This is a genomic window from Microcystis sp. LE19-10.1B (assembly GCF_027530565.1).
Classification (GTDB): Bacteria; Cyanobacteriota; Cyanobacteriia; order Cyanobacteriales; family Microcystaceae; genus Microcystis; species Microcystis aeruginosa.
The window spans coordinates 1-2949 of record NZ_JAPZQM010000697.1 but is presented as its reverse complement, the minus strand read 5'-3'; the positions used below and the strand labels follow the sequence as shown (position 1 = coordinate 2949).

Here is a 2949-nt window from a genome sequence, read left to right as displayed (position 1 = left end):
CGGACTCTCTATTATGCGTTTGGGTCGGTTTCTGTTTGCCCAACAGTACCGTTGAGATGATTTCCCAAATATTTCAACCCTTTTTTAAGAATATTTATTGCTGCATTATGATCCCTATCTAAGACTGTTTGACAGTGAGGACATTGATGAGTTCTAGTGCTTAATGATTTCTGAACTCTTGTTCCACAAACTGAACAATCTTGAGAAGTAAAATGCGGTGGTACAGCAACACAAACAATCTGATAAATCTTGGCAAAATAATTCAACCATTGAGTGAATTGATACCAAGAAGCATCGGAAATCGACTTGGCAAGCTTACGGTTTTTGACTAAGTTTCTTACCTTTAAAGCTTCATAGACTACCAGATCATTAGACTGGACTAACGCCAAAGCGTCTTTAATTGCTTTGTCTTTACGTTGTCTTGATACTTTAAGATGAAGCTTGGCTACCTTTACCCGTTGCTTATGATAGTTTTTAGACTGTTTCTTTCCTTTACGGAATTTCTTAGATAATCGTCGTTGTGCTTTTTGAAGTCGCTTTTCTGACTTTCTTAAATAACGTGGATTCTCTACAGTATTGCCTTGAGCATCGGTATAAAATTCCTTTAACCCTAAGTCAATTCCTGTTATTTGTCCCGTTGGTTTATGGTATTCTTGCCGTTCTACGTCAATTAAAAACTGGCAATAATAACCGTCAGCACGTCTAACAACTCTTACCCGTCTAATCTGTTGTTCTGAATAATAAACTAAGGTCTTTTGACTACACCATAAATCAAATTCTCCTGCTTTAAAGCCATCGGTAAATTTAATTTTACGTCGCTCATCAGATAGTTTGTAGCCTGTTAGTTTATATTCAACCGAACGGCTATGCTTTTTGAACCGGGGAAAACCCTTTTTCCCTGGTATCTTAGCATGACAATTCTGGTAAAATCGATTAATTGATTGCCAGGCTCTATCAGCAGCCGATTGACGTGCTTGTGAGTTTAATTTATTAACCCAAGGTGTCTCTTTATTGTTAGCTAGTACCGAGCAAAGTTTTTGGAGATCATTGCGGGTTGTACCCTTATGATCCATCCAATAACGAACACAAGAATTACGCACAAACTGAGAAGTTTTGATAGCTTCATCAAGCCGGTGATATTGCTCTAGTGTCCCGTTTTTTAGCTTTGCTTCTACGACTAGCATCTAACAATTCTCGACCATTGGTTAAGTAGATTATAACACAGTTTACTCACAAATGATAGAATTAAATCGATACTCCGTTGCTAATATTCTGGTCGGATTTCATCCCCCGCTAATTTTAGTGAGTATCTTGTTGAAAAATCTAGCGGGGGCATTCATCCGACATTTTAGGTAAAGTAAAATCAGTCATACACATATCAGACGGCGAGAGCGTATCAAGTAGCTCCGCAACAACCTCCGCCTGTCCTTGTCCTAATAAGCGTTCTAGCCAAATATTCGTATCCAGAAGAAACACTAGCCATTTCTCCATTCAACTGCAAGATGCTGTAACTCAATTGATGTGTAATCGGTTTTAAGCATCCCTGCCCAGTCTTGACGGAGTTTACGTTTTATAGGTTGGTTAGATTTACTTAAAAGTGACTCTACAAACGTTTGTACTTCAACCTTTAACTGAGGCGATAATTGTCTCACCAGTTCTTCTAGTGATTTTGCTGATGTACTCATGTATTTTACCAATTCAACTTTTTGCAGTAGTTGATAACTAATCTACCACCAGTCTAGCATAGGATTTGATGAGAAACAGCACTAATCTTGAAAACCCCTATAACCCAGTATAGCGCCCTAAAGCAAGCCCTCCAACCCCATCTAGGGGTGCTACCCAGTGCCTTCGGTATCGCACTTTAACCCACAGTTTCAATCAATGTGCATGGTGCGTTCCCCAAAAATCTATTAGTGGAGTAGTAGGACTTGCATTAGGGAACGCAGCCTACCAGCTGAATTCACTGCGTTTACATGATTATGAGTTATCTAACACACGGTCGGGTGCAATGATTTGTTAGATCTCAAATTCGATTACAGTAGCAATGGAGGCTACAATTTCCAGCATTGTAATTTCAGAAACGCTTCCTAATTTATGAATAAACCTTTGTAAATCCACCCCCCTTAGTTGAAGAGTATCAATTGCAGAAGCTTTATTCAATCCATTGATACTGTTAGGTTCAATTTTAACGTGCCAGAAATTTGCTGAAAAATATGTTTTCCAGTCTGTAATAGGAGCAATAAGCTTGATAGGAAGCTTTCCTACTGAATCGGAACTGATGACGACAGCAGGACGCACTTTTTTGATTTCTGCACCCACAGTAGGATCGAAGTTGACTAACCAAATTTCTCCACGTTTTGGCAGCTCAGGGTTAATAGTCAATGATGTCACCTGCCATTAACTGCTGCCATTCAGAATCTTGTTGATAGTGAGAGAGCATTATAGCGGTTCTCGCATCTGTGCGGCACACTTAAACCTTTGCTGATTAAGCTGTTCAGGATCGCGAATGTACCTCTTGTGAATCAGAAACGCTATATATCGGCTTGACTTTTGAGAATATTCCTACGTTCAGTCATTGGTAACTTCAGAAAAGCAAGACGCTGTTTTAAGGATGGAGAGATAGCTTCGGTGGTAGAAGAATCAGAACTAACTTCTTCAACCAAAATAACTACCTCAACAGTTTGTCCTACAGTCAGATCTGGAGATTCAATTTCAATTCTATTTCCAGGTAGAACTTTTGCTGTCGTGTACAAAGTTGATTTAACCATTTTAAGCCTTCTCTTTAAGTATTGTTGTTAATGTAGCTTATGGCTCTTCGGTTTGTGTTATGCAATGGACGGGGATTATAAGGGATGGAACCCTTATATAGAAAGGCATTTAGCGATTTTTGTCAATTGTTTTTTATCTAGAGCGAACTAATCAATTAAGTCTCTTGCCAGATAAGGATTT

At 38.9% G+C, this 2949-nt stretch carries 3 protein-coding genes and 1 pseudogene; all 4 read right to left on the bottom strand.

Features of this window, described 5'->3' with window-relative positions; translation table 11 throughout:
* Window positions 1-11 precede the first annotated feature (11 nt).
* A complete protein-coding gene (locus O9332_RS24835) occupies window positions 12-1184 on the bottom strand; it encodes an RNA-guided endonuclease InsQ/TnpB family protein (protein ID WP_288027790.1) in 1173 nt (390 codons plus the stop codon).
* A gap of 291 nt (window positions 1185-1475) precedes the next feature.
* Complete coding sequence (locus O9332_RS24830; protein ID WP_002760653.1) at window positions 1476-1685, bottom strand: DUF2281 domain-containing protein; 210 nt, start codon at window positions 1683-1685, stop codon at window positions 1476-1478.
* 331 nt (window positions 1686-2016) lie between these two features.
* Window positions 2017-2391, bottom strand: coding sequence for a type II toxin-antitoxin system PemK/MazF family toxin (locus O9332_RS24825; RefSeq protein WP_196219847.1), 375 nt, complete (start codon window positions 2389-2391; stop codon window positions 2017-2019).
* Window positions 2372-2768 (bottom strand): annotated as a pseudogene (locus O9332_RS28245) (hypothetical protein). The gene O9332_RS24825 and the pseudogene O9332_RS28245 overlap by 20 nt, the downstream one beginning before the upstream one ends.
* Window positions 2769-2949: the final 181 nt, after the last annotated feature.